The 25,677-nt window shown below is 71.0% G+C and carries 20 protein-coding genes; 9 read left to right on the top strand and 11 right to left on the bottom strand.

The window, feature by feature from the left end:
- Window positions 1-100: 100 nt before the first annotated feature.
- Complete coding sequence (locus tag E0500_RS22710; protein WP_131562064.1) at window positions 101-1,603, bottom strand: cellulase family glycosylhydrolase; 1,503 nt, start codon at window positions 1,601-1,603, stop codon at window positions 101-103.
- Between the two features lie 256 nt (window positions 1,604-1,859).
- Between E0500_RS22710 and E0500_RS22705 the strand changes: the two genes are divergently transcribed.
- Window positions 1,860-4,772: a glycoside hydrolase family 48 protein gene (locus tag E0500_RS22705; RefSeq protein WP_131562066.1), complete on the top strand. Its 2,913-nt coding sequence runs from the start codon at window positions 1,860-1,862 to the stop codon at window positions 4,770-4,772.
- 147 nt (window positions 4,773-4,919) lie between these two features.
- On the top strand, window positions 4,920-7,580 hold the full coding sequence (locus E0500_RS22700; RefSeq protein WP_131562068.1) for a cellulose binding domain-containing protein: 2,661 nt from the start codon (window positions 4,920-4,922) through the stop codon (window positions 7,578-7,580).
- Between the two features lie 57 nt (window positions 7,581-7,637).
- Here the strand turns inward: E0500_RS22700 and E0500_RS22695 are convergent, their stop codons facing one another.
- From E0500_RS22695 to E0500_RS22680, 4 genes are all read right to left on the bottom strand, one after another.
- Window positions 7,638-8,213, bottom strand: a complete 576-nt coding sequence (locus tag E0500_RS22695; RefSeq protein WP_131562070.1) for a DUF4352 domain-containing protein — start codon at window positions 8,211-8,213, stop codon at window positions 7,638-7,640.
- 142 nt (window positions 8,214-8,355) lie between these two features.
- Window positions 8,356-10,221 carry a rhamnogalacturonan lyase gene (locus tag E0500_RS22690; protein ID WP_131562071.1) on the bottom strand — a complete coding sequence of 622 codons (1,866 nt, stop codon included), beginning with the start codon at window positions 10,219-10,221 and terminating at the stop codon, window positions 8,356-8,358.
- A 127-nt stretch (window positions 10,222-10,348) separates the two neighbouring features.
- Window positions 10,349-11,095 (bottom strand): class I SAM-dependent methyltransferase, encoded by a 747-nt coding sequence (locus E0500_RS22685; RefSeq protein ID WP_131562073.1) that lies wholly within the window; start codon window positions 11,093-11,095, stop codon window positions 10,349-10,351.
- Window positions 11,096-11,098: 3 nt separating this feature from the next.
- Window positions 11,099-11,404, bottom strand: a complete 306-nt coding sequence (locus tag E0500_RS22680) for a 4a-hydroxytetrahydrobiopterin dehydratase (RefSeq protein WP_131562075.1) — start codon at window positions 11,402-11,404, stop codon at window positions 11,099-11,101.
- Window positions 11,405-11,682: 278 nt separating this feature from the next.
- Between E0500_RS22680 and E0500_RS22675 the strand changes: the two genes are divergently transcribed.
- Complete coding sequence (locus E0500_RS22675) at window positions 11,683-12,546, top strand: helix-turn-helix transcriptional regulator (RefSeq protein ID WP_131562077.1); 864 nt, start codon at window positions 11,683-11,685, stop codon at window positions 12,544-12,546.
- Between the two features lie 39 nt (window positions 12,547-12,585).
- On the opposite strand, the gene dnaK is transcribed toward E0500_RS22675, so the two are convergent.
- From dnaK to E0500_RS22650, 5 genes are all read right to left on the bottom strand, one after another.
- Entirely contained in the window at window positions 12,586-14,469 is a 1,884-nt protein-coding gene (gene dnaK / locus E0500_RS22670) for a molecular chaperone DnaK (RefSeq protein WP_131562079.1), read from the bottom strand.
- A 131-nt stretch (window positions 14,470-14,600) separates the two neighbouring features.
- Window positions 14,601-15,026 carry an OsmC family protein gene (locus E0500_RS22665; protein WP_131562081.1) on the bottom strand — a complete coding sequence of 142 codons (426 nt, stop codon included), beginning with the start codon at window positions 15,024-15,026 and terminating at the stop codon, window positions 14,601-14,603.
- 71 nt (window positions 15,027-15,097) lie between these two features.
- Window positions 15,098-16,942, bottom strand: coding sequence for a DUF2201 family putative metallopeptidase (locus E0500_RS22660; RefSeq protein WP_131562083.1), 1,845 nt, complete (start codon window positions 16,940-16,942; stop codon window positions 15,098-15,100).
- Between the two features lie 9 nt (window positions 16,943-16,951).
- Window positions 16,952-18,013 (bottom strand): ATP-binding protein, encoded by a 1,062-nt coding sequence (locus E0500_RS22655; RefSeq protein WP_131562085.1) that lies wholly within the window; start codon window positions 18,011-18,013, stop codon window positions 16,952-16,954.
- Window positions 18,014-18,164: 151 nt separating this feature from the next.
- Window positions 18,165-20,246, bottom strand: coding sequence for an alkaline phosphatase family protein (locus E0500_RS22650; RefSeq protein ID WP_131562099.1), 2,082 nt, complete (start codon window positions 20,244-20,246; stop codon window positions 18,165-18,167).
- Between the two features lie 264 nt (window positions 20,247-20,510).
- Here E0500_RS22650 and E0500_RS45015 point away from each other — a divergent pair, with 264 nt between their 5' ends.
- The 4 genes from E0500_RS45015 to uppS are packed head-to-tail and all read left to right on the top strand — an operon-like array spanning window position 20,511 to window position 23,414.
- Window positions 20,511-21,209: a DUF6230 family protein gene (locus E0500_RS45015; RefSeq protein WP_131562087.1), complete on the top strand. Its 699-nt coding sequence runs from the start codon at window positions 20,511-20,513 to the stop codon at window positions 21,207-21,209.
- Complete coding sequence (locus tag E0500_RS22640) at window positions 21,200-21,649, top strand: DUF6114 domain-containing protein (RefSeq protein WP_131562089.1); 450 nt, start codon at window positions 21,200-21,202, stop codon at window positions 21,647-21,649. The genes E0500_RS45015 and E0500_RS22640 overlap by 10 nt, the downstream gene beginning before the upstream one ends.
- Entirely contained in the window at window positions 21,634-22,830 is a 1,197-nt protein-coding gene (locus tag E0500_RS22635; protein ID WP_258572895.1) for a squalene/phytoene synthase family protein, read from the top strand. Before E0500_RS22640 ends, E0500_RS22635 begins: the two co-directional genes overlap by 16 nt.
- Window positions 22,743-23,414, top strand: coding sequence for a polyprenyl diphosphate synthase (gene uppS / locus E0500_RS44020; protein ID WP_258573431.1), 672 nt, complete (start codon window positions 22,743-22,745; stop codon window positions 23,412-23,414). The genes E0500_RS22635 and uppS overlap by 88 nt, the downstream gene beginning before the upstream one ends.
- Before the next feature lie 51 nt (window positions 23,415-23,465).
- Here uppS and E0500_RS22630 read toward each other — a convergent pair whose 3' ends face one another.
- A complete protein-coding gene (locus E0500_RS22630; RefSeq protein WP_131562093.1) occupies window positions 23,466-23,900 on the bottom strand; it encodes a hypothetical protein in 435 nt (144 codons plus the stop codon).
- 84 nt (window positions 23,901-23,984) lie between these two features.
- Here E0500_RS22630 and E0500_RS22625 point away from each other — a divergent pair, with 84 nt between their 5' ends.
- The gene (locus E0500_RS22625) at window positions 23,985-24,758 is read left to right on the top strand and encodes an MBL fold metallo-hydrolase (protein ID WP_131562101.1); all 774 of its coding nucleotides are present in this window, start codon (window positions 23,985-23,987) and stop codon (window positions 24,756-24,758) included.
- 49 nt (window positions 24,759-24,807) lie between these two features.
- Entirely contained in the window at window positions 24,808-25,434 is a 627-nt protein-coding gene (locus E0500_RS22620; protein WP_131562095.1) for a DedA family protein, read from the top strand.
- Window positions 25,435-25,677 lie beyond the last annotated feature (243 nt).

Here is a 25,677-nt window from a genome sequence, read left to right as displayed (position 1 = left end):
CCTCTCCGTGGGGGTTGTACGTGCGGGTGGTCCGTGGGGGGTTGTCTCTGGGCGTGGTTGTCTGTGTGTGGGGTGTCTGTGGGGGGTGGTCCGTCGAGGGCTATCCGTTGACGGACCGCAGGTGGTCGCGCAGCCCGACGCCGAAGGACGTGGGGGTCCCGTCGTAGTCGGAGATCAGGGAGGGCCCGGAGCTGCAGTTCCAGGTGTTCCAGGTCCAGCCGAGGTACGAGAGCTCCCTGGCGTCGAACCACGCCATGACGCGGTCGATGAAGGAGTGGGCGCAGGTGTTCTCGCCGATCTCGCCGGCGACCAGCGGGACCCGGCCGGCGACGGGCGCGAGCGTGGAGTCCCAGCAGCTCTCGCTGGAGCAGGTGTTGAAGTTGTAGACGTGCCAGGCGGCGGCGAGATTGCCCGTGGGATCGTCGGGCTTGTACGTCAGCCACTGGCTCAGGTCGTTCGAGTAGGCGAGCCCGCCGGCGAGGATCACGTTCTTCGCGCCGGTGCCCCGGACGGCGTCGACGAGGTCCTGCATGCCGGCGACCTCGTAGTTGATGCCGGGGCAGGTGCCGCCGTCGCGCCAGCAGGTCCACGCCTGGCCGGCCGTGGAGGTGGCGCGGTCCGGGTAGGGCTCGTTGAACAGGTCGAAGACGACGGCCGGATCGTCCTTGAAGGTGTTCGCGACCGAGGTCCAGAAGGACGGGGTGTAACGCATGTTGGGCATCGGCTTCTGGCAGGTCGCGTGCACGTCGGAGCAGCCGGCCGAGTTGCCGGTGTACTGGCCCCAGGACCAGTGCAGTTCGACCATGGGCGTCATGCCGTGCGCCTTCACCTTGGCCACCAGGTCCTCGACGGCGCCTATGTAGTTGGCGCCGGCGTACTCGGGCTTGATGTTGGACAGCCCGAGCCAGCACTCCTCGTTGAGCGGTATGCGGACGGTGTTGGCGTTCCAGTCGGCGATCGCCTTGACCGAGGCGTCGTCGACGGGCCCGTCCCAGATGCCGTTGCCCTGGACGCAGGCGAACTCGCCGCCGGAGCGGTTGACGCCGAGCAGGCGCCGGGTCGCGCCGCTTTCGTCGACGAGCTTGTTGCCGGACACCTTGAGCACGGGAGGCCCGTCACCACTCGGCGGCGGGTCCGTCGGTCCCGGATCGGTGGGTCCCGGGTCGGTCGGGTCCGGCGAGGGCTCCGCGTCCACGTTGCACGTCGTCCCGTTGAGCCTGAACGCCGTGGGCACGGCGTCGCTCCCCGGCCCCGAGGCGATGAACCCGGCGCTGACGCTCGCTCCCGAGCCCAGCGAACCGTTCCAGCTCTCGTTGGCCGCGGTGACCGTCGTACCGGACTGGGACCACCGGGCGCTCCAGCCCTGGGTGACCTTCTGACCACCGGCGAGGTCGAAGGTCAGGCTCCAACCGCTCAGCGCCGCCTGGTTGTTGGTGATCTTCACGGCCCCTTGGAAGCCGGCGTCCCACCGGCTGGTGACCGAGTACTCCACCGTGCAGGCGGGCGCGGCACCGGACGCCGTGACCACCGGCGCCACCGCGGTGCCGACAAGGGCGACCGCGGCGGCGACGAGTAAAAGACCTGAACGCGGGGGGTGTCGCATGAGCGACTCCTTGCAGCTCTGGCGCGCCGTGACCGACGCGTCGACTGATGGAATCGCTCCCACTGGTGTTGGGCGAAGGTAGCGCCAAGTGACGGTAAAGACCAGAGGTGACGCCATCTTGCGTTCGTCGAATCTTTTCGACTCTTCGAACACCTTGACCGCTTCCACCCCCCTCCTCAATATGGGAGCGCTCCCACTGGTTCAAGGCTTGTTGCTCCTCCCCCCACTTCCCAGAGCCGCAAGGAGGAACCAGCACATGCGCACCGGACGGAGACGTCGCACGCGGCGGCTGTGGACCGCCGCCGTGGCGGCCCTCGCACTTCCCTTGACGATGCTGGGCTCGGGTTCAACTCCCGCTCAAGCAGCAGCAGTTCAGTGCAGTGTCGACTACACGACCAATGACTGGGGCTCCGGTTTCACCGCCGAGCTCACGATCACCAACCGGGGCACGGAGGCGATCTCCGGCTGGACCCTGACGTACGACTACACGGGCAACCAGAAGCTCAGCAACGGCTGGAGCGGCATCTGGTCGCAGTCCGGCACGACGGTGACGGCGAAGAACGCGTCCTTCAACGGGACGATCGCCGTCGGAGCCGCCGTCACCACGGGTGCCCAGTTCACCTACAGCGGCAGCAACGCGGCGCCGACCAGGTTCGCGATCAACGGCACGACCTGTGCCGGCGCGCACCAGCCACCGGTCACCGTGCTGACCAGCCCCGCCGCGGGCGCCGTCTACTCGCAGGGCGACGCGGTGCCGCTCGCCGCGACCGCCGCGGCGGCCGACGGCGCGACCGTCAGCAAGATCGAGTTCTACGACGACACCAAGCTGCTGGGTACGGACACGACTTCCCCCTTCACGCTGTCCGTCTCCGATTTGGCCGTGGGCAGTCATTCGCTGGTCGCGAAGGCGTACGACAGCATGGGCGCGTCGGCGGACTCCACCCCGGTCGGCATCACGGTCGCCTCGGGCCCCGCCGTGGTGGCCTCGCCTCCCCAACTGGGCGTGCAGCAAGGCAAGACGGGCACGTACGAGGTGAAACTTTCGACACAGCCCCCGGGGAACGTGACGGTCACGTCCGCCCGTACGAGCGGCAACTCGGGCCTGTCGGTGACCGGTGGCGCTTCCCTCACCTTCACTCCGCAGAACTGGAACACCGCGCAGAAGGTGACCGTCACCGCGGGCACCTCCGGCACCGGCTCGGCGACCTTCGAGTCGACGGCCACCGGACACGCGAAGGCCTCGGTGACGGTGACGCAGCTGGCCGCTTCGAAGGAGTACGACGCCCGCTTCCTGGAGATGTACGGCAAGATCACCAACCCGGCGAACGGCTACTTCTCCCCCGAGGGCATCCCGTACCACTCGGTGGAGACGCTGATCGTCGAGGCGCCGGACCAGGGCCATGAGACCACGTCGGAGGCGTACAGCTACCTGCTGTGGCTCCAGGCCATGTACGGCAAGGTGACGGGCGACTGGTCCAAGTTCAACGGCGCCTGGGAGATCATGGAGAAGTACATGATCCCCACGAAGGCGGACCAGCCGACCAACTCCTTCTACAACCCCTCGAAGCCCGCGACGTACGCGCCCGAGTACGACACCCCGAACGAGTACCCGGCGCGGCTCGACACCGGCATCCCGGTCGGCCAGGACCCGATCGCCGCCGAGCTGAAGAGCGCGTACGGCACGGACGACGTGTACGGCATGCACTGGCTCCAGGACGTCGACAACGTCTACGGCTACGGCAACTCGCCCGGCAAGTGCGAGGCGGGCCCGGCGGACACCGGACCGTCGTACATCAACACCTTCCAGCGCGGCCCGCAGGAGTCGGTGTGGGAGACCGTCCCGCAGCCCACCTGCGACGCCTTCAAGTACGGCGGGAAGAACGGGTACCTGGACCTGTTCACCGGCGACGCGTCGTACGCCAAGCAGTGGAAGTTCACCAACGCCCCCGACGCCGACGCGCGGGCCGTACAGGCCGCGTACTGGGCCGACAAGTGGGCCAAGGAGCAGGGCAAGGGCGGTGACGTCTCCTCAGTCGTGGGCAAGGCCGCGAAGATGGGCGACTACCTGCGCTACGCCATGTACGACAAGTACTTCAAGAAGATCGGCAACTGCGTGGGGGCTTCGTCCTGCCCAGCGGGCACCGGCAAGGACTCCTCGCACTACCTGCTGTCCTGGTACTACGCGTGGGGCGGTGCCACCGACGCCTCGGCGGGCTGGGCATGGCGCATCGGCTCCAGCTTCGCCCACGGCGGCTACCAGAACCCGCTCGCCGCGTACGCGCTGAGCAACTACGCGCCCCTGAAGCCCAAGTCGACGACCGGTCAGGCGGACTGGGCCAAGTCCCTCGACCGGCAGGTCGAGTTCTACCGCTGGCTCCAGTCGAACGAGGGCGCCATCGCGGGCGGTGCCACCAACAGCTGGGCCGGGCGGTACGCCACCCCGCCGACCGGCAAACCGACCTTCTACGGCATGTACTACGACGAGAAGCCCGTGTACCACGACCCGCCGTCCAACCAGTGGTTCGGCTTCCAGGCGTGGTCCATGGAGCGGGTCGCGGAGTACTACCAGCAGACGGGGAACGCCAGCGCGAAGGCGATCCTCGACAAGTGGGTCGACTGGGCGCTGTCCAAGACCACGGTCAACCCCGACGGCACCTACCGCATCCCCTCGACGCTCCAGTGGTCGGGCGCCCCCGACACCTGGAACGCCACGAACCCGGGTGCGAACGCCGGACTGCACGTCACCGTCGCCGACTACACCGACGACGTGGGCGTGGCGGCCGCGTACGCCAAGACGCTGACGTACTACGCTGACCGCTCCGGTGACACCGAGGCGGCGGCGACGGCGAAGGCACTGCTGGACGGCATGTGGAACAACCACCAGGACGCACTCGGCATCGCCGTCCCGGAGACCCGCGCCGACTACAACCGCTTCGACGACGGTCTGTACATCCCGAGCGGCTGGACCGGCACCATGCCGAACGGCGACACGATCAACTCGTCGTCGACCTTCGACTCGATCCGCTCGTTCTACGAGGACGACCCGGCCTGGTCGAAGATCGAGGCATACCTGGCGGGCGGAGCCGCGCCCTCCTTCACGTACCACCGGTTCTGGGCCCAGGCCGACATCGCCCTGGCCATGGGCTCGTACGCGGAGCTCCTCGAATAAGTCCCCGCTAAGGCTCTGCGTACCCGGGCCCTGACATCCACGAGTCGTCAGGGCCCCAGGCCGGGCGGCCCCGTCCCCATCGGGTCCGCCCGGCCGTGCGTGCCTTTCCTCCCGTCCATTCCCCCCACCTTCACGGAGAGGACAACCGTGCGAAGAACCCGCATCCTCACGGCCGTACTCGCCCTGTCGGCCGGCCTGCTCGCGGGCAGCCCGCCCGCGCTGGCCGCGAGCACCGAGAAGGTGTCGGTCGCCGCCGACACCTACACCTGGAAGAACGCCCGCATCGACGGCGGCGGCTTCGTCCCCGGCATCGTCTTCAACCGCAAGGAGAAGAACCTCGCGTACGCCCGCACGGACATCGGCGGCGCCTACCGCTGGGCGGAGTCCTCGAAGACGTGGACCCCCCTGCTCGACTCGATCGGCTGGGACAACTGGGGCCACACGGGTGTCGTCAGCCTCGCCTCCGACACGGTCGACCCGAACAAGGTGTACGCGGCCGTCGGCACGTACACCAACAGCTGGGACCCGAAGAACGGTGCCGTGCTCAGGTCCGCCGACCGGGGCGCGACCTGGCAGAAGGCCGACCTGCCGTTCAAGCTGGGCGGCAACATGCCCGGCCGCGGCATGGGCGAGCGTCTCGCGGTCGACCCGAACAGGAACAGCGTGCTGTACCTGGGCGCGCCCAGCGGCAAGGGCCTGTGGCGGTCGACGGACTCGGGGGCGACCTGGTCCCAGGTGACGAACTTCCCGAACGCCGGCAACTACGTGCAGGACCCGTCCGACACGAGCGGCTACGCGTCCGACAACCAGGGCATCGTCTGGGTCACCTTCGACGAGTCGACAGGCTCGTCCGGCAACGCCACGAAGACGGTCTACGTCGGGGTCGCCGACAAGGACAACGCGGTGTACCGCTCGACGGACGCGGGCGCCACCTGGTCCCGCCTGCCGGGCCAGCCGACCGGCTATCTGGCCCACAAGGGCGTCCTCGACGCGACGAACGGCTACCTGTACCTGGCCTACAGCGACAAGGGCGGCCCGTACGACGGTGGCAAGGGGCAGCTGTGGCGGTACGCGACGGCGACCGGCACCTGGACGAACATCAGCCCGGTAGCGGAGGCCGACACGTACTACGGCTTCGCCGGCCTGACCGTCGACCGCCAGAAACCGGGCACCGTGATGGCCACGGCCTACAGCTCCTGGTGGCCGGACACCCAGATCTTCCGCTCCACGGACAGCGGCGGCACCTGGACCAGGGCGTGGGACTACACGTCGTACCCCAACCGGTCGAACCGCTTCACGATGGACGTCTCGTCCTCGCCCTGGCTGACCTGGGGCGCGAACCCGTCACCGCCCGAGCAGACCCCGAAGCTGGGCTGGATGACGGAGGCGCTGGAGATCGACCCGTTCAACTCCGACCGGATGATGTACGGGACGGGCGCGACGATCTACGGCACCGAGAACCTGACGCGGTGGGACGGCGGCACCCAGTTCACCATCAAGCCCATGGTGCAGGGCCTGGAGGAGACGGCGGTCAACGACCTGGCCTCTCCCCCGTCGGGCGCCCCGCTGCTCAGCGCGCTCGGCGACATCGGCGGCTTCCGCCACACGGACCTCACGAAGGTCCCCCCGATGATGCACACGTCCCCGAACTTCACGACCACGACCAGCCTGGACTACGCCGAGTCGAACCCCAGCACGGTCGTCCGGGTGGGCAATCTCGACTCGGGTCCGCACATCGCGTTCTCGACGGACAACGGCGCCAACTGGTTCGCGGGCACGGACCCGTCGGGCGTGAGCGAGGGCGGTACGGTCGCCGCGGCCGCGGACGGCAGCCGGTTCGTGTGGAGCCCGACGGGGACGGGCGTGCAGTACACGACGGGGTTCGGGAACTCGTGGTCGGCGTCGAGCGGGATTCCGGCGGGCGCGATCGTCGAGTCCGACCGGGTCGACCCGAAGACCTTCTACGGCTTCAAGTCGGGCAAGTTCTACGTCAGCACGGACGGCGGCGCGACCTTCGCCGCGTCGAACGCCACGGGCCTGCCGAGCGGCGACAGCGTCCGCTTCAAGGCGCTGCCCGGTACGAAGGGCGACATCTGGCTGGCGGGCGGCGCGGCCGACGGGGCGTACGGCCTGTGGCACTCGACGGACGGCGGCGCCACCTTCACCAAGCTCTCGGGCGTCGAGCAGGCCGACACCATCGGCTTCGGCAAGGCGGCGCCCGGCGCCGCCTACCAGACGCTCTACACCAGCGCGAAGATCGGCGGCGTCCGCGGCATCTTCCGCTCCACCGACAAGGGCGCGACCTGGACACGCATCAACGACGACGCCCACCAGTGGGGCTGGACGGGTGCCGCAATCACGGGTGACCCGCGCGTCTACGGGCGGGTGTACGTGTCGACGAACGGGCGTGGCGTCGTCTACGGCGACACGTCCGGCACAGGCGGGGGCGAAACGGACCCCGGGCCGGACCCGGAACCGGAACCGACAGGTGCCTGCGCGGTTACCTACAAGATCACCAACGAGTGGTCGGGCGGTTTCCAGGCGGACGTCCAGCTCACCAACACGGGCACGAGCGCGTGGTCCGGGTGGTCGCTGAACTGGTCCTTCCCGGGCGGCCAGACCGTCTCGCAGCTGTGGAACGCCGACCACACGCAGTCGGGCGCGTCGGTCACGGTGAAGAACGTGAACTGGAACGCGGCCGTGGCCGCGGGCTCGTCCGTCGGCTTCGGCTTCACGGGGAGTTGGTCGGGCTCGAACACGAAACCGACCGTCTTCAAGCTCGGTGATCAGACCTGCACGGTGAACTGAGCACGGTGAACTGAGCACGGTGGGCGCGTGCCGGACCGCGGCACGCGCCCTCGGCTCCTACTTCACCGACCACTGCCCCGTCTGGTCCGAGAAGCCGGAGTTCATCGCGAACTGCAGGCTCACGATCTTCGAGTCCTTCGGCACCTGGAACACGATCCAGCCCAGGGCCTTCTCGCCCTTCGGCAGACTCAGGTCCGACGCCATCGCCGGGCCCGCGGCGATGTCCCCGAACCACGCGTCGAACCGCTGCCCGTCGCTGTCGGCGGCCTTCGCGCCGTTGCCGGGGCTGTCCGCGTAGACCTTGCTGCCGGTGTTCACCAGCTCGAACTGAGCGGCGGCCCAGCGTTTGCCGTCCGGGGGGACGTTGATCTCGTCCGCGCCCTTCGCGGTGGGCAGCCACTTCTTCAGCGTGACGTCGAGCTGCTGGCCGTCGGTTCCCTTCAGGGCGAGGGTGTCACCGACCCCGGCCGTCCTGTCCGCCGTGCGCGTGGCTCCGGCCTTCTCGTCGGCGGCCGTCCGGGTGTCGGCCTTCGGCTTGGTGGTGACGGTGTCCTCGCCGGTACCGCAAGCGGTGAGGGCGAGCAGGCCGGCGGCGGCGAGCCCGACGACGGTGGTGTGGATGCGGGTGCGCATGGTCCCCTCAGAGGTCGATGAGGCAGGGGACGTTATCACCGAACTGTCGGATTTGCCGGAACAAGAGGCGCGACAGCGACACGATCACGAAGGTCGCGGCTGCGTGCACGCCACACGCAGCCGCTTCAGGTGTTTCAGCAGGTCATGGCGTGTAGACCGTCGGGCGGGGTGCTGCCGGCATGCCGTTGCCGATGAAGAAGCCGGTGTGCGGGGGCTGGTTGTAGGCGGTGTTCTGCCAGGCCAGGCCCGTGCGGTACATCGTGTCGTGCAGCAGGGTCGTGATCTTCGTGCTCGTCTCGATCGGTGTGGAGTAGATCCGCAGCGCCGAGTTGTCGCTGGTGCGCCAGACGACCTCCTCACGCCAGTCGCCGAGGATGTCGCCGGACAGGGCGGGGGTGGACTTGGTGCCGTTGTTGGAGGAGACGCCGGAGCCGGTCAGCAGGCGGGTGTCGGAGGACGTGCCGTACTTGTCGATCCGGGTGCCGTCGAGCAGTTCTCGCACCGTGTCGCCGTCCCACCAGGACAGGAAGTTGACGGAGGACGGCTCGCGGCCCTTGGTGGCGCCGGCCTCGTCGCGGATGCTGCTGTCGGAGGCGGACCACATCTCGGGGCCGTCGTTGCCGGCGTAGATGTCCCCGGCGACGCCGCGGCCGTTGTCACAGCAGGCGTCGAGCTTCCAGCGGACCGCGCCGTTCGCCGGGTTGATGTAGAGCGCGGCGGGCTGGGACGTGGACTCCGAGACCTTGTAGTACTCCAGGCCCGATGTCGAGGGGTCGAGGTCGCCGAGGTGCTGGGCGTCGCCGTGTCCGGTCTTCGTGGTCCACAGGCCGTAGCCGTTGTCATCGACGGCCATGGCGCCGTACACGATCTCGTCCTTGCCGTCGTTGTCGACGTCCCCCACGGACAGGCTGTGCGAGCCCTGGCCGTCGAAGCCCTTGCCGCTGTTGGTGGAGGAGTTGGTGTCGAAGGTCCAGCGGCGCGTGAAGGACCCGTTCCGCCAGTCCCAGGCCGCGATCACCGTACGGGTGTAGTACCCGCGGGCCATGATGAGGGAGGGGCGGGCGCCGTCCAGGTAGGCCGTGCCCGCGAGGAAGCGGTCCACGCGGTTGCCGTACGAGTCGCCCCAGGACGAGACCGTGCCGCGGGCCGGGACGTAGTCGACGCTCGCCATCGCCTTGCCGGTCTGGCCGTTGAACATGGTCAGGTACTCGGGGCCGGTCAGGACATAGCCGCTGGAGTTGCGGTAGTCGGCCGAGGAGCTGCCGATCACCGCGCCGGTGCCGTCCTTCGAGCCGTCCGCGGTCTTCATGGCGACCTCGGCCCTGCCATCACCGTCGTAGTCGTACACCTGGAACTGGGTGTAGTGGGCGCCTGAGCGGATGTTGCGGCCCAGGTCGATGCGCCACAGACGGGTGCCGTCGAGTGTGATGCCGTCGATGATCGTGTTGCCGGTGTAGCCGGACTGGGAGTTGTCCTTGGCGTTGGTGGGCTGCCACTTGAGGACGAAGTCGAGGGCGCCGTCCCCGTCGAGGTCACCGACGGAGGCGTCGTTGGCCTCGTAGGTGTACGCGACGCCGTCGGGGGTGGTGCCGCCCGCGGGCGCGCTGATCGGTACGTCCTTGTAGCCGGTGCGGAACTGGACCGCGTGCACCGAGTCGCCCTGCTCCGCGCCGTTCACGATCGCGCGGACCGTGTAGTCGGCCTGGGCGGGGGCACCGGAGTGGAAGTAGTTGGTGGAGCCGGTGATCGGGGTCGAGTTCACCTTCGTGCCGGCGCGGTAGACGTTGAAGGACACGTTGTCGGGGTCGGTGCCGAGCCAGCGCCAGCTGACCAGGTTGCCGCTGTCGGTGTGCACGCTGGCCACGCCGCGGTCGAGTGCCTCGACCTGCCGGGCGGCGGCGGCCTCGGCCGGGCCGGCGGTGAACGTGGTGAGTCCGGCGGCGGCGAGGACGACGGCCGCCAGCATGGCCGGGACCCTGCGTCTGCGATGCCTGTGCGGGTGCTGCACGGTGGATACCTCCGGTGAGGACAGACGGGTGTCTGTTTCCTCAGTTGCCGCTGGTGCGGGGCAAGTTGCCGGGGTGGGGCGAGACCGCACTCGCCGCCAAGGCCGCCCCCCATTCAGGGCGTGAAGTTCACACGTCCGGCTTCCTGAAGGCGCGCAGGGAGAACTCCGGGTCCGGGCGGGGGCGGTCCTGGTCGGGCAGGGCCGCGAGCTGTGCGGCGTAGTGGTCGGCGCGCGGGTCGCCGGGCGGCAGCGTGACGAACCAGCCGCGCCGCAGGTCGGCCAGGGCGCGCCGAGGGCTGCGGCCCTGCCCACGGCCCGGGAAGCACGCCTGTCCGGCGGGGCGCAGACCGTGCCCGGCTGCGTGCTCCCCGACGGCCGCCCCGGCGTCCAGGGCCGGGGTGCGCGGGCGCGTGGCAAGCACGGCGTCGATGTCGCTGCCCACGTTGTGGGAATGGGCCTTGTCGACGGTGGTGACGTACACACCGCCGGGGCTCAGCACGCGCGCACACTCGCCGACGACGGTCCGGACCTCGTCCGGGCTGTTGACGAGGTGCAGCAGCCACACGCTCGTGACGGCGTCGAACGCGCCGTCTGGGAAAGGCAGTTGACGGCTGTCCGCGAGGACGACGGCGCCCGGCAGCCGGTCGGCGGCCCGGCGTGCCATCCCGTACGTCAGGTCGACGCCCGTCACCCGCAGTCCGGCCCGCGCCGCCGAGAACCGCCGGGTCACGATGCCGGTGCCGCAGGCGACGTCGAGCAGGCTGCGCGCGCCGTCCGGCACGAGGCTCAGCACGGCCTCCGCGGCCGCCTGGGCGCGGGGCTCGCCGCCGCGCAGCACGTCGTACCGCTCGGCCTCCTTGTCGTAGTCCAGCACGGTTCAGCTCGCACCGTGGCCCGGGGCGAGCTCCTCCACCCGGCGGGCGAGCTCGAAGTCGCGCTCGGTGACGGCGCCGCCCACGCTGTGGGTGTTCACGGTGAGAGCGACGCTCTTGTAGCCGAGGGTGAGGTCGGAGTGGTGGTCGAGTTCGTCCTGGACCTGGGCGATGTGCACGACCATCGCGGTCGCCGCGAAGTGCGAGCCTAGCCGGTAGGAGCGGGCGATCCGGTCACCGTCCTGCGACCAGCCCGGCAGTTCCGCCAGCCGGTCCTCGATCTCCTTCTGGGACAGGGGTTCGAGAGGCATGAGCACGCTCCTTCCACGAGGTCGGACTCCCTCTCTCAGCCTGCCACAGACCGGCCATGAAGTCCCTGGTCAGGCAGGGGCAGGCGGGGGTCGGCCGGCTGGACCCCGCGCTGCGGGCCGGGGAACGGGGTACCGAGGGCCGCCAAGTATCTTCCGTCTCAGGCCAACTGAGTTACCGTCAAAGAGCCCACGGGCCTGCCCGAGCCGTTCGACCCCATTGGTGTTCGCGTGAAACATGACACACTGCTTGCGTACTTCGGCGCGTGGGGAGGCGTGGCGTGAGTGAGCGGCGGGCCGCGCCCACCGTGGGTCAAGTGGTGCTCGGGCGGCGGTTGCAGGAGTTGCGGGAGGCCGCCGGGCTGAAGCGGGAAGAGGCCGCGCGGGTCCTCAGGGTGGCCCCGGCGACGGTGCGGCGCATGGAGATGGCCGAGGTCGCGCTCAAGATTCCTTACGTACAGGTGCTGCTGACCACGTACGGCGTGGCGGAGAGGGACGTCGCCGCGTTCGTCGCGCTCGCCGAGGACGCCAACCAGCCCGGCTGGTGGCAGCGGTACCACGACGTGCTGCCCGACTGGTTCAGCCTGTACGTCAGCCTGGAGGGCGCGGCCCAGGTGATCCGGCAGTACGAGCCGCACTACGTGCCCGGCATGCTCCAGACCGAGGAGTACGCGCGCGCCGTCCTGGAGGCCGGCACGGTCGGACACAGAGGGCCGGAGTCGATCGAACGGCATGTGTCCCTGCGCATGGCCCGGCAGAAGCTCCTGACCCGCGCCGACCCGCCCCGTCTGTGGGTCATCATGGACGAGACGGCGCTGCGGCGCCCGGTGAGCGTCCGGCCCGAGGTGATGCGCCAGCAGTTCGACCGGCTCCTCGACGTGATGGACCGGGACCATGTCACGCTCCAGGTGGCCGAGTTCGCGGCCGGCCCGCATCCAGGGACGTACGCGCCCTTCGTTCTGTTCCGCTTCGTGGAGCCCGAGCTGCCGGACATGGTGTACACGGAGTACCTGACGGGCGCCCTGTACCTCGACTCGGAGCGCGAGGTGGTCACGCACCTGGAGGTGCTGGACCGCATGGCCGCGCACGCGACACCCGCGGACCGCACGAGGGAACTCCTGCGCGAGTACCGCGAGAAGTTCTGACTCCACGATCCGGCTCCGCGATCCGGCTCCGCAAGACGCCTAGGCGGCGCCTCCCTTTGTGTCCTTCTCGCCCTTCTCGTCCTTCTCATCGTCGACGATCTCCGCGTCCACCACGCCTTCCTCGTCGGGCGGGCGCTGTTCCGAGGCCGGGCCGCCGGAGGCGGACGCCGCCTCGTACATGGCCTGCCCCATCTTCTGGCTGACCGACGCGAGCTTCTCGACTCCCGCGCGGAGCGCTGAGGTCTCGGCGCCTTCCCCGTTCCGCTCCAGCAGACGCTTCACCTCGGCGACCTCCGTCTCGACCTCGGCCTTGGTGGCGGCGGGCACGCGTTCCTCGTTGTCGCGGAGGAACTTCTCGGTCTGGTAGACGAGTTGCTCGGCCTGGTTGCGGGTCTCGGCGGCCTCACGGCGCCTGCGGTCCTCCTCCGCGTACTGCTCGGCGTCCCGCATCATGCGGTCGATGTCGTCCTTGGGGAGGGCCGAGCCGCCCGTGACCGTCATCTTCTGTTCGCGCCCGGTGGCGAGGTCCTTCGCCGAGACGTGCATGATCCCGTTGGCGTCGATGTCGAACGCCACCTCGATCTGCGGCACCCCGCGCGGCGCGGGCGGCAGACCGGTCAGGTCGAAGACACCCAGCTTCTTGTTGTAAGCGGCGATCTCGCGCTCGCCCTGGTACACCTGGATGCCGACCGAGGGCTGGTTGTCCGTGGCCGTCGTGAAGATCTCCGAACGCCGCGTGGGAATCGTCGTGTTGCGTTCGATGAGCTTGGTCATGATGCCGCCCTTGGTCTCGATACCGAGGGACAGCGGGGTGACGTCGAGGAGGAGGACGTCCTTGACGTCACCGCGGATGACGCCCGCCTGGAGCGCCGCGCCGACGGCCACGACCTCGTCCGGGTTCACGCCCTTGTGCGGGTCCTTGCCGGTGAGTTCCCTCACCAGGTCGGTGACGGCGGGCATCCGGGTGGAGCCGCCGACGAGGATCACGTGGTCGATGGCGGAGAGCTTCACGCCCGCGTCCTTGACCGCCTGGTGGAAGGGGGTACGGCAGCGGTCGAGGAGATCGGCGGTGAGCTCCTGGAACTGGGCGCGCGTCAGCTTCTCGTCCAGGTGGAGCGGGCCCTCGGCGGAGGCGGTGATGTACGGGAGGTTGACGGTCGTCTCGGTGGAGCTGGACAGCTCGATCTTGGCCTTCTCGGCGCCCTCGCGCAGCCGCTGGAGCGCCATCTTGTCCTTGCCCAGGTCGACGCCGTACGCCCCCTTGAACCGCTTGACGAGATACTCCACGATCCGCTGGTCCCAGTCGTCGCCGCCGAGGTGGGTGTCGCCGTTGGTGGCCTTGACCTCGATGACGCCGTCACCGATCTCCAGCAGCGAGACGTCGAAGGTGCCGCCGCCGAGGTCGAAGACGAGGACGGTCTGCTCCTCACCGCGGTCGAGCCCGTAGGCGAGGGCGGCGGCCGTGGGCTCGTTGATGATCCGCAGGACCTTGAGCCCCGCGATCTCCCCCGCCTCCTTGGTGGCCTGGCGCTGGGCGTCGTCGAAGTAGGCGGGCACGGTGACCACCGCGTCGGTGACGTCCTCGCCGAGGTAGGACTCGGCGTCCCGCTTCAGCTTCTGCAGGACGCGCGCGGACAGCTCCTGGGCGCGGTAGCGGTTGCCGTCGATGTCGCCCTCCGCGGGGAAACGCCAGTTCGCGTCGCCCATGTGGCGCTTGACGGAGCGGGCGGTGCGTTCCACGTTCGTCACGGCCTGCCGCTTGGCGACCTCTCCGACGAGGACCTCACCGTTCTTGGCGAAGGCGACGACGGACGGTGTGGTCCGGGCGCCCTCCGCGTTGGCGACCACGGTCGGCTCGCCGCCCTCCAGGACGGCCACCACCGAGTTCGTCGTACCGAGATCGATTCCGACCGCACGTGCCATCGCCGTCCCCTTCCGCCAGGGCGCTTCCTACTCCAGCAAAAAACTTGAGTGGAGTAATGTCAATGCCGCATGTCCGGAAACGACGATGCCGCGCCCGTACGGCGGGCGCGGCATCCGGCGAGGTACGGGGGTCAGGCGAGCTTCGCCGACAGCGTGATCGTGGTGCCCGTGAGCGCCTGGCTGACCGGGCAGTTGGCCTTGGCGTTCTCCGCGGCGGCGACGAAGGCGTCGTTGTCGATGCCCGGGACCGAGCCCTCGACGGTGAGGTGGATACCCGTGATGCCCTCACCCGGCTGGAAGGTCACGTCGGCCGAGGTGACGAGCTTGGTGGGCGGCGTACCGGCGCCGGCCAGGCCGTGCGACAGCGCCATGGAGAAGCAGCTGGAGTGGGCGGCGGCGATCAGCTCCTCGGGGCTGGTCTTCCCGTTCGCCTGCTCGGCGCGCGACGGCCACGACACCGGCTGCTCGCCGATGCCGGAGGAGTCGAAGGTCACGACTCCGTTGCCCTCAAGCAGGTTGCCTTCCCACACGGTGTGTGCGGAGCGCGTGGTTGCCACGGTTCTTCCTTTCGCGAGCGGTCCCGAGGGGGTACCCGGGGATCCTGGGCCCCATCCGATCACACTCTGCCTCACCGCACCCTGAAGACCGGCCCACGGGGGGTGAACGGCAGGCGAGCACCTTGTGGGATCAGGTACGCGTGCTCGCGGCGCACCCGCAGGACGTCGCACCAGCCGTCCGTGATGACGAGGACCGGCGCGCCCGGCGGGAAGTCGTCCGCGCGGTGCAGCAGGTCGATACCGGGCTGGAGGACCGTGCCTCCGCGCCCCCGCACCCGGACACGCCCCGCGATCTCCGTGACCGGCAGATAGCCGGCGTCGTGCGGGGCCGCGTCGCAGAACACGACGCGGGCGGCCGGTACGTCGCGGGCCTCGGCGTACGAGGCGATCGCGCCCAGCGCCTTGCCGAGCAGGACGCGGTCCATCGAGCCGGAGGTGTCGAGGACGACGCCGAAGGTGCACCGGGCGACCTCCTCGGGCGGGAAGTAGCGGCCCGCACGCGGGATGTCGGGCGTGGAGGACTGGCGGCGCGAGGGACGCGCGTACGTCCGTACCGGCTCCGGACGGGGGACGAACTCGTCGAACCAGCGAGCCAGTTGGGCGTCCCAGGGCAGCGGCGGGTGGCTGAGCGCGCGGATCTCCTCGACGAGACCGGCGGGCAGGAAGCCACGTTCCTGGTGCTGGTGCAGGTCGAGGCCCCGGGCGAGTCCCCGGCGGTAGAACTCGTCCAGATCGACGTATTCGCGCGGGCTGCCGAGCGGGCCGCCGAGGATGTCGCCCACGCCCTTGCCGCGCGGGGTGGACAGCCGGCGCATCCGACGCATGTCCTTGGCGATCCGGTCGTAGACCTCCTCGGCCGACAGGCCGGCCGGCTGCGGGTCGTGCAGCAGCCCGTCCGGCATCGTGCCGACCTGCATCTCGCACAGCCAGCCGTTGATGACGTAGTCGGCGGCGATGTTGAACAGGAACGGGTCGCGGGTCCCGCAGCGGTCGCCGTGGCGCAGGGCGGCGTGCAGCATCTCGTGGGCGAGGACGAAGCGCCACTCCTCGTCCTCGAACTCACGCAGCGGGTTGAGGTAGATCTCCCCCGCCTCCGCGTTCACCGCGGCGATGGAGATGCCGTGGGCGCGGGCGAGTTCGGCGTCGGCGACGATCGTGATGCCGGCCGCGATGCCGCCGAGCAGCGGATAGGAGGAGATGAACCACTCCAAGGCCCACTCCCAGGGCCGCTTGCGCGTGGGCCCTCCCGACATCGAGTCCCGGCGGCCGCCCGCCATGTCCATCGCCGTGGACATCGTGCGGGTGAGCGCGTACGCGAAGGCGAGCTGCCAGTCCGCGGGCTGCCCGCCCCATCTGTCCGAGGGCACGAGGAGCTGGTCGGGCTCTCCGCCCGCCGTACCGCAGTGCGCGTACGCGGCCGGGATGCCGCTCCGGCGCCAGCGGGCGGCCAGCTGCTCCTCGTCGCCGTCGGGATAGGTGGCGGGCAGGTCCTCGGGGGTGCGGCCGACCGGAAAACTCAGCAGGAACCGGTTGACGACGGCACAGCGCGCGGCGAGGTCGAAGCGGTCGGGCTGGGCGCGCTCGCCCTTCGCCGCCGGAAGGTGCCCGAAGCCGAGGTGGATGACGGCGTGGGCGATCGCCCAGGCCCAGTCGTCCGGCTCGGCACGGCGGGTGGGGTGGGCGTGCAGGATTCCGTTCGAGTCGACGCGGACGAGGCCGTCACGCGGGGCGTACCCGCATGTCTCCTGAGCCTGGTCGGTCTGCGGGTCCCGGCAGGTCTGCTTGCCCCGGCACAGCTTCGCCTCCAGAGCGGCGATCGCCGGGTTGGCCCAGGCGAGCCGCACCCCGTCCGCGAACGCCTCCGTGGCGGGGTCCGGCTTCGCCGACTCACCGGCCTTCTTACGGGTACGGCTCACCGGCACCCCTCACCGTCGCGCCTCGACCAGCCGCGGCATGTCCCGGGCCGCCTCCACCAGGAACCAGGCGGGCAGCACCGGGTTGCCGTCGGCGTCCGAGGCGATGACGCTCTGGGCGACCTCGACGGAGATCTCGGCGAGCTGGACGAGCAGGGACTTGGCGCGGTACGCGGTCTGGCGGCCGTTCGCCGAGAGGTGCTCCTTGCTCGCGGGGAGCTCCTTGATGAGGCGGCCGCGGAAGGACTCGGCGAGGTAGTACAGCAGGTCGCGGTCCTGGGGGCGGCTGGGCCAGCGGGCCTCGCCCTTGAGGACGGCCTCGATGCCGTACTGGCTGCGCACGATCTTGACGTAGCCGCAGAAGGCGACGGCGTGCGCGGGCGTCAGCGTGCCGTGGGCCAGGACCTTCAGGGTCTCCTCGTCGAGCGCGCGGCCGAAGGAGTGCAGCGCGTCGGAGAGCATGTGCCAGGAACGGGGCGTGGAGAACGGCTCCTCGGTCTTCGGCGGCTTGGACCACAGGTGGTCGGGGCGGTCGGTGAGGTGGTCGAGGACCCAGGGGTGGATGCCGTTCGCCGCCGCCCACCCCAGCCAGTCCTTCGCCGACGCCTCCAGATGGACGTGGGCGAGACGGTTGACCAGCGCGGAGGCGATCGGGCGGGCCAGGGCGTTGTCCGTCGCGCGGTTGCCTGCGCCGATCACGATCGAGCCCTTCGGCAGCTCGTAGGTGCCGATGCGGCGGTCCAGGATGAGGGAGTAGAACGCCTTCTGCACGTCCGGCGTCGCCGCGTTCAGCTCGTCCAGGAACAGGCAGTACGGCTCGTCGCGGGCGATCGCCTCCGGCGGGCAGAACACGGAGCGCCCGTCGCGGATCTGGGGCACGCCGATGAGGTCCTCGGGAGCGAGCTGGGTGCCGAGCAGGCTCACGCACTCCAGGCCCAGCGACTCGGCGAACTCCCTTACGAGGGAGGACTTTCCGATGCCGGGGGCGCCCCAGATGAAGACCGGCCGCACCGTGGCGAGACCGAGGAGTAGTTCCGGAATACGGGAGGGTGTGACGGTGACGGCTGCCTGCAAAGCAGCGGCCCCTCTCTGCGCCTGAGCCGGCGTCGCTCTCGCGGATGTGGTTGCTCGCCATTGAGGTTCTCAATTGATGGTTGCGGTCGTCACTCGCTTTTTTTCGGGAGCCGGTCGGGAACCGTCGGGAGGCAGCCGGAAACCTGACTGTTCAGGCGGCCCGTCGCTTGGGCTCCGCCTCCAGCGGGATCTGGGGGCCGCTGCACTCGCGCAGCCAGCGGCGCAGCACACGGTGGACGTGCTCGGCGCCGACGAGTTCCTCCGCGTCCCCGACCGGAGCGGAGAACGTGACGGGCGACAGCAGAAACGGCCTGGCCTGGGCCCCGCCGAGTCCGCCGTGCGAGCCGATCTGCTCCTCGAACGCGAGGACCTCGCCGCCGTCCGGGTCGTACCAGGAGTTGACCATGAGGTCGGCGACGTGCGGGAAGTCGTGCGTGCGCCGTACGGCGGCGGCGGCGCCGGGCCCGAAGTCGGCGAGCGGACCCGGGTGTTCGTCGGTGAGCTCGGCCACCGGGATCTCAGCGCCGTGCGCACCGAGCACGACACCGTCGTGCTCCTCGCTCCTGACCAGGACGAACCCTATGCCGGGGTGGTTGGCGAGCGTGGACAGGAGCGCGGGGTACCGCCGGTCGATCTCCTCCTTGCTCATCCGGTGGGGCACGTCGGGGAACGACACCAGTCCGAGGTTGCCGGAGGCCAGCACGATCGGCTCGGAGCGGCGCGACGGCCGGTGCTGCTCGCCGCCCTCCTCGACCGGCCTGCGCAGCGCGGCCCGCACCGACGCCCGCGCCTCGGCCCCGCTGTGGGTGCGCTGCGCCCTGCGCGGCACGGGCAGTCCGCAGCCGGCCCGGACGAGGTTGCCGAGGGAGAGGCCGTAGCGGGCGAGGAAGGTCTCCCCGGGGCTCTGCCCGTGATCGGACAGGACGACGATGCGGTACGCGCGCGGAGCGTGCTCGGCGACCTTCGCGATCAGGGCGAGGGAGCGGTCGAGCCGTTCGAGCACCTGCTCGGCGTCCCGGCTGCCGGGGCCGGAGTGGTGGGCGACCTCGTCGTACGCCACCAGGTCCGCGTAGATCGCGGCGCGGCCCGCGAGCATGTCGCCGATCACCGCGGCGACGACGACGTCACGCTCGACGACGGTCGCGAAGGCACGGATGAAGGGGTAGAGACCGCCACGCTTGACCCGGGGACGCTGCTTGCGCATCCGGGCGCGCGTGGACTGCCCGGTCTCGCGGAAGACGTCCGCGACGAAGGACATGGCGGTGCGCACGGCGTTGGCGGGGTCGGAGAAGTAGGCGAAGTATCCGGCCCGGGACCGGTTGTCCTTCCCCCTGCGCGCCGCGATGGACAGGACGAGGGCGAGCTGGTCGGCGCCGCCGCTGAAGAGGTTGCCGCGGCTGGCGCCGTCGAGGGTGAGGAGGCCGGTGTCGCCGGTGCGCCCGACGGCTCGGCGCTGGAGCTCGGCCGCGCTGGACGGCCGGTTGCAGACCATGACCTCACGGCTTTCCTTCTCGTACCACCGGAAGGCCGGGATGTCGTGGTTGGTGCCGTGCAGGATGCCGAGCTGGCTGGCGCCGGTCTGGCTGGACCAGTCGGTGCGCCAGGGGGTGAGACGGTGGGTGGCGGGCCGGCCGGGTCCGTGGCCGAGCCACTGGGCCACGGTTGGCATCAGGCCCTTGTCGACGGCGGCCTGAAGCATCTCGTGCCCGACGCCGTCGAACTGGACGAACACGGTGCCGGGGCCGACCGGTCCCGGGTGGTCGTGGGCGTGTCTGCGGCGCCGGTCGGAGAGACGGTACAGCCGGCGTCGGTACGCGTCGTCGTCCCGTACGGCGAGTGCGGCGCCCGTGGCGGAGGCGACGGCGGACATGACGGCGGCCACGACCACGGCTGTCTCCGGGGCGACATCACCGCGCCCGGACGGGTTGAGCCGCAGGGCGAGCAGCAGCAGCGACCCGTTCAGGAAGAACACGAGCAGCCCGAGAACGAGGGCGGGTACGAGGAGCAGCAGCCGGACCAGCAGCGGCCACACCAGGGAGGACAACAGACCGAAGGCCCCGGCGCCGAACGCCGCGGTCACGGCGATCGTGGTGGCGCTGTCACCGTTGTCGGACTGCAACTGGAAGTCGGGCAACGCCCCGGCGAGCACGAGCATCGTCACGGTGGACACGGCCCACACCGCGATACTCCGCCACACCCCGCTCAGTACGCGTCGCCAACGCCCACCGCCCACAGCCACCTCACGTCCCGGCCCGCCCACCGCGCGGGCCTCGTTCCAGCCTGTCACAACGGGCGGACATCGTTGTTCGACATCGGGTGTAAAAACCCGGAGCGGCTGTGCGCCGGCGCACGCACGGCGGAAGAACGTACAAGGCGGAAGAACGGAAGAACGAACAAGAGGCACGGCAGGTCACTTGCCGCCGGCCAAAGCGATCCCTTCGGGGCCGGATGGCGGGTGCGCCGTGTCGCGATGCGGGCCCGCCCGTTGCAACACGACGTGGATCATACGAAGGGCATCCCGAAAGACATCCCGACGAACGCCCCGACGAACGCCCCGAAGGACGCCCCGGCGGACACACCGGAGGACGCCCCGGAGGGCGCTCCCAAAGGCCTGCCGTCGACAGGGCGAGCGGGGCGGCGCTGGGGCCGGTTCTGGTTGCTGATGGCTCCGGCGGCGGCCTCGGTGGTGGCCTTGACGGCGGCCGTGGCGCAGGGCGCCGTGGCGGCGTCGGTGGCCGCTTCGGGAGAGGCGTTCAAGGTCTCGGGCGACCGGATGGAGGGCAGCGGTTTCACAGCCGTCCCGGGCGTCAACTCCGAGCCGGGCGGCGGCAGGCACCCCGTGGTGACGGTGACCGCCCGCGAGGCGGAGCTGGAGAACCTGTGCGTGAGCGTGCTCGTCCCCACCCCCGTGGGCGAGATGACGGTCCGCGTGCGCGCCGGCACCACGGAACCGGTCAGGGCCACCGGGCTGTCGGTCGACGCCGACCACGTGCGGGGCCGCGTCAACCTCACCGACGTGACAGCCCAGGCCCTCGGCGGGCCCTCGGGGGGACAGGGTCCGGGCGGGTTCCTGGCGAGCACGGCACGCGTGGTGGTGCGCGAACCGAAGTTCAGCGGCTGGCGCGGCACCGCGGGGTCCTTCGAGCTGCGGGATCTGAGCCTGCGTCTGGTGCCGGGAGCAGCGGAATGCTTCTGACCAGGCTCCCGGTCCGGCGCGCAGGGTGGTCGGGCGCGGCCGTCCGGTGCGGGACCCGTCCGCTCGGCGCCGCCGTCCTCGTCACCGCGGCCGGTGGCTGGCTGATCGTGCTGCCGTTCCTCGGCACCCCCGTCGCCCTGCTCCAGCCGGGCGTCGCGGGCTCGGCCGGACTCGGGGTGAGCCTGCCCCTGCTGCTGAGCGGCGTCGCCCTGATGCGTTTCCCGGCGCTGCACGCCCTGGTCGGCCTCTTGGCCACCGTTCTGTCGGTGCTCGCCCTGCTCACCTGCAACCTCGGCGGGCTCTTCCTCGGCACCGCGCTGGGCGTCCTCGGCGGCTGCCTCGCGTTCGCCTGGACACCACCCGCTCCGCCGGCACCGCAATCCGCCCCAGTAGAAACCCCAGTAGAAAAAGGAAGCGACAAGGCATGCCGGACCGCCTGACCTCCAGCAGCAACGAGCGCGCGCTGCGCGCCGCCTACCGTCACTGCCGGCGCGCCGTGCGCAGACGTAACCCGGTCGAGTACGCCGTCATGCAGCTCACGCCGCCTGCGCTGCGCCCCGCCTGGTGGGCCATGTGGGCCGCCTTCGCCGCCGCCGACGACATCGCTGACGACCCCGGCGCCGACCGGGCCGAACGCGCCGCCCGGCTGCACGCCTGGACGACCTGGCTCGACAGCGACCTCGCAGGCGGCCGCAGCGACGACCCCGTACGGCACGCCCTGGTCGACACCGTCCGCCGCTGGGACCTCGATCTCGGCACGCTGCACCGCTCGTTCACGACCCTCGCCGCGGACACCGGCGGCCGGGAGTTCGCCACCTGGGCGCAGTGGAGCTCATGGGTCCGCGGCACCAACCACAGCTGGGCCGTCGAGGGTCTGCACCTGCTCGCCCACGCGGGCGTCCACATCCCGCTGTGGCTGGACCGCACCGAGAGCTACCGGCGTTACCTCGACGGCCTGTACCTCACCGACACGCTCGCCGACCTCGGCGACGACCTGTCCCGCGGCGAACTCCTCCTGCCCGCGGACGCCCTGGCCTCCTTTCCCGGCGCCGAGGACGACCTCCGTGCGGGCCGGTACACCCCGGCGGTCCGCGACCTCGTCTCCCATCTGACCGGCCGGGCACGCCACTGGCTGCACCAGCCGGAGCTCCTGGGCGGGCTGCCGCCGGGTCCGGCCGTCGTCTTCGACGCCGCCACCAGGCTCTTCCTGGCTCGGCTGGACGCCGTCGACGCAGCCGGCGGCAAGCTGCTGCACCAGCCGACCGTCCCTTCCCGCGTCACCCGCTGGCGTCTCCTGGCGCCCGCACGCGCGCAGACCGCTCTCGCCCGGCGTCTGCTCTCGTGCCCCGTCGACCACCGCACTCCCCCGCCCCCGGCAGAGTCGCGCGGCACCGTCGTCGTGGAGTCCGGTCCGGTCACATCACCACCGCCCCACCCCAGCGGCGCACGCCCCCGTCCCTCGCCCCGGGCGAACTGCCCCGCCACGTCGCGGTCATCATGGACGGCAACGGCCGCTGGGCGACCCAGCGCGGCCTGCCGCGCAGTGACGGCCACCGCGAGGGGTCCACGGCCGTCCGCGAAGTCTTCCGCGGGGCCCTGGAGCTCGGCCTTCCGTACCTGACGCTGTACTCCTTCTCCACCGAGAACTGGAAGCGGTCGACGGACGAGGTCTCCGAGCTGTTCGCACTCTGCCGGGAGGAACTGCGCACCCACAGGTTCGCGCAGTACGGGGTACGCGCGCGCTGGGCGGGCAGCCCCGAGGGCCTGCCCGAGGACCTCGTCGACGAACTCCTGCGCGTCCAGCACGAGACCCGCCACCAGACGCGCCTCACCCTCACCCTCTGTCTCAACTACGGCGGCCGCGCCGAACTCACCCGCGCCGCCCGCGCCCTGGCCCACCGGGCCGCCACCGGCCAGATCGACCCCGCCCGCATCCACGAGGCCGACCTCGCCGCGCAGTTGTCGCTGCCGGACCTGCCCGACGTCGACCTGTTGTGGCGCACGGGCGGCGAGCACCGCGTCTCCAACTTCCTGCCGTGGCACGCCGCCTACGCCGAACTCCACTTCACCGACGCGCTCTGGCCCGACACCGACCGCCGCGACCTGTGGCAGGCCGTCACCGCCTACACCCGCCGACAGCGCCGCTACGGCAGCGCTCCGCGAGTGCCCGAGCAGCCCCGGTCCTCCGCACCCGCACCGGTGTGACAGGACTGCTCCACGCCCGTCTGTGCGGGCCGCACGGGACCCGCACAGGTGTCAGCGGCCGTCGTAGCCCGCCGTCGGCATGGACAGGCGGCGGTGCACCCGGGCCTTCATCTGGGCGTCGTACAGGGGCTCGGCGCGGCCGACCGTCTCGACCCGCACGCCCCGGCGCGCGCACTCCGCGGTGAACTCGTCGACGTCGGTCAGGGCCCGCTCCAGGACCCGGCGACTGGGGGCGACGAAGAGGTCGACGAGACCGGCCTCGACGTCGGACCACAGGGCGCAGTGGTCGGGGCGCAGTCCGCGTACGAGGAGTTCACGCGTGATCACGTACCCGCGCTCGGCAGCCCAGCGGGCGCACATGGCGTGCTGGCTGCGGGAGTCCACCAGGAAGGGGTCGGCTTCCAGTTCCTCCAACGGCGTCAGGCCGGCGATGGCCGCGACCCGCACGACCGGCGGCCGGCCGAAGGCACGCCTCACGTCTCCCATGGAGTCCCCCTCACCTCCGGGTTCGCCGCAGACCCTACTCCTGCCCGTAGGCTCGGGGGGAGTCGCGCGAGGGAGGCAATGGAAGTGCCGGTGGAGATCACCTGGTGGGGCCATGCCACCTGCACGGTCGAGGACTCGGGTACGCGGGTGCTCACGGATCCGCTGTTCGCGCGCCGGCTCGCGCACCTGCGCAGACGCCGGGGCGCGCCGCCCCCGGCCGAGGCCGCGGTGGCGGATGTGGCGCTGGTGTCGCACCTGCACGCCGACCATCTGCACGTGCCCTCGCTCGCGCGGCTCGCGCCGGGTACCCGGCTGCTGGTGCCGAGGGGCGCGCCGCGCCAGGTGCCGGGGCTGCGCAGGCTCGACCATCTCCGGCTCACCGAGGTGGCGCCCGGCGACGAGACCCGCGTCGGCGACCTGGTCCTCCGCACGGTGACGGCGCGGCACGACGGGCGGCGGCTGCCGCTCGGCCCGCACCGGTCGCCTGCCGTGGGCTTCGTGATCGAGGGGGCCGCGCGGACGTACTTCGCCGGGGACACCGGGCTGTTCGAGTCGATGGCGCAGGAGGTCGGCCCGGTCGACGTGGCGCTGCTGCCGGTCGGCGGCTGGGGACCGTTCCTCGGTCCGGGGCATCTCGACGCGGGGCGCGCGGCACAGGCGCTCGCGCGGCTCATGCCGCGCAGTGCGGTGCCCGTGCACTACGGCACGTACTGGCCGATCGGTCTGGACGCCGTGCGCCCCCATGAATTCCACTCCCCCGGCGACGAGTTCGTCCGCCTCGCCGCCGCCCACGCCCCCGAGGTGACCGTGCACCGCCTGGGACACGGAGAGCGCGTCCGGCCGGAGGCGGCACGGTGAGGCGTGGCCGTCCCATCGCGGTACGGTCGGTGGCTCCGGAGGTCCGCCCATGATGCTTCTGGCCGCGGCGGGCTCGACCGTGCCCACCGAGTCCACACAGCAGGCGATCGGTTACCCGACGCTGTTCGTGCTGGTGTTGCTCGGGGCGCTGGTGCCGGTGGTGCCGACGGGAGCTCTGGTGAGTTCGGCCGCGGTGGTGGCCTTCCACCAGACGGCGCCGTTCGCGCTGCTGCTGGTGTTCGTGACGGCGTCGTGCGCCGCGTTCCTCGGGGACGTCGCGCTGTACTGGCTGGGCCGGCGCGGGATGCGGTCCAGGAACGGTTCGCGCTGGCTGGAGGCGATCCGCCGACGCGCGCCCGAGGACCGGCTCGCCCAGGCCCAGGAGAAACTCGACGACCACGGCGTGACCGTCCTGGTCCTGTCCCGGCTCGTGCCGGCGGGCCGCATCCCGGTCATGCTGGCCTGCCTGCTGGCCGAGCTGCCGCTGCGCCGCTTCGCCCGCGGCGACCTCCCGGCCTGCCTGGCCTGGGCCGTCACGTACCAGCTCATCGGCATCCTCGGCGGTTCCCTCTTCGCCGAGCCGTGGCAGGGCGTGGTGGCGGCGGTCGCGCTGACGCTGCTGATCAGCACCGCGCCGAGCGTGTGGCGCAGGATGCGCCGGGCCGCCTCCCACTGAGCCGGTGATGTGCGTGATCTCCCTGCCCGGTAAGGGAGTTCACGTCGGCCCGGTCCTTCCCGTACCGGGCAACGGAGTTCGGTAGTCCGGTCGAGTACGCGTGCGGCCGGTCGACGTCATCCGCCTGTGACGTGGGCGCCGCCCCGTCGGCGTCCCGCACGGTCCCGCTCGCGCCCGCGCCCGCGCCCGCGCCCGCGCCCGCGCCCGCGATCACGGTCGTGGTCGTGGTCGTGGTCGACTCGG

Source organism: Streptomyces sp. KM273126 (genome assembly GCF_004337435.2).
Classification (GTDB): domain Bacteria; phylum Actinomycetota; class Actinomycetes; order Streptomycetales; family Streptomycetaceae; genus Streptomyces; species Streptomyces acidicola.
Note: the sequence above shows the minus strand (reverse complement) of the source record. Positions and strands in the feature narration are given on the sequence as shown.

Coding starts and splice junctions, on each gene's coding strand:
- dnaK (WP_131562079.1), bottom strand. CDS start 14,469: ATGGCACGTGCGGTCGGAATCGATCTCGGTACGACGAACTCGGTGGTG.
- E0500_RS22680 (WP_131562075.1), bottom strand. CDS start 11,404: ATGCCTCTCGAACCCCTGTCCCAGAAGGAGATCGAGGACCGGCTGGCG.
- E0500_RS22630 (WP_131562093.1), bottom strand. CDS start 23,900: ATGGGAGACGTGAGGCGTGCCTTCGGCCGGCCGCCGGTCGTGCGGGTC.
- E0500_RS22710 (WP_131562064.1), bottom strand. CDS start 1,603: ATGCGACACCCCCCGCGTTCAGGTCTTTTACTCGTCGCCGCCGCGGTC.
- E0500_RS22695 (WP_131562070.1), bottom strand. CDS start 8,213: ATGCGCACCCGCATCCACACCACCGTCGTCGGGCTCGCCGCCGCCGGC.
- E0500_RS22620 (WP_131562095.1), top strand. CDS start 24,808: ATGATGCTTCTGGCCGCGGCGGGCTCGACCGTGCCCACCGAGTCCACA.
- E0500_RS22640 (WP_131562089.1), top strand. CDS start 21,200: ATGCTTCTGACCAGGCTCCCGGTCCGGCGCGCAGGGTGGTCGGGCGCG.
- E0500_RS22635 (WP_258572895.1), top strand. CDS start 21,634: ATGCCGGACCGCCTGACCTCCAGCAGCAACGAGCGCGCGCTGCGCGCC.
- E0500_RS22705 (WP_131562066.1), top strand. CDS start 1,860: ATGCGCACCGGACGGAGACGTCGCACGCGGCGGCTGTGGACCGCCGCC.